The sequence below is a fragment of the Cytobacillus sp. MT66 genome (assembly GCF_058792595.1).
In genome coordinates this window covers 1-624 of the sequence record NZ_JBXAFB010000054.1, presented here as the reverse complement: position 1 = coordinate 624, position 624 = coordinate 1, and the positions used below count along the sequence as shown (strand labels likewise).

Annotated in this window: 1 protein-coding gene; it reads right to left on the bottom strand. The window is 36.1% G+C overall.

Annotated features, from left to right (window positions below):
• Nucleotides 1-624: transposase (locus AC1Q59_RS24785; protein ID WP_492368531.1), on the bottom strand; the 624-nt coding region annotated here is incomplete at both ends.

The following is a 624-nucleotide window of genomic DNA, read 5'->3' as shown; positions in this document are numbered from 1 at the left end:
ATGCTTACCGCGGTCTTTTAGCCTTTCGTAGTATGGACGCAAATCCTTATTATGCTGGGCCAGACATTTCCCTACTGTATAAACAATAAATCGTAAATGCTTATTCCCCTGCTTAGAAATACGGCCATAAAATCCTTGGGTACCGCCTGATTGAATTATGATTGGGTTCGTTCCTGCTTTCTTTATTAGCTGCCCAGCGTGCTCATAATTAGAGATATCCCCAATTTCACTATAAAACTCTGCTGCTGTAATAACTCCAATTCCAGGAACAGTTAAAAGCAATCTTCCATCGGTTTGAAGTAGCACATGTTCTATTTCTTTTTCCAAAACACTAACATTTTCGTCTAGTCGCTTTAAATCTTGAACAGCTAGACGTAAAAGGAGTAATTCTGCTGAAATATCCTCCATTGGCTTAACAATTGATTTTTCAGCTACATAAAAAAGTGTTTCAATATGGGTCTCTTTAATTCTTAGCTTATTCTGTTTTGATATTTCCCATATTTTATCCTTCCCTAGCTCAATCAATTTAGATGGATGTGGGAAATTTTCGATAAAAAATAAAGAAGCTTGCCCCCAGAAGTCACTAAAAATAAGCCTTTTGGTTGGTTTATTATTATTTACTTC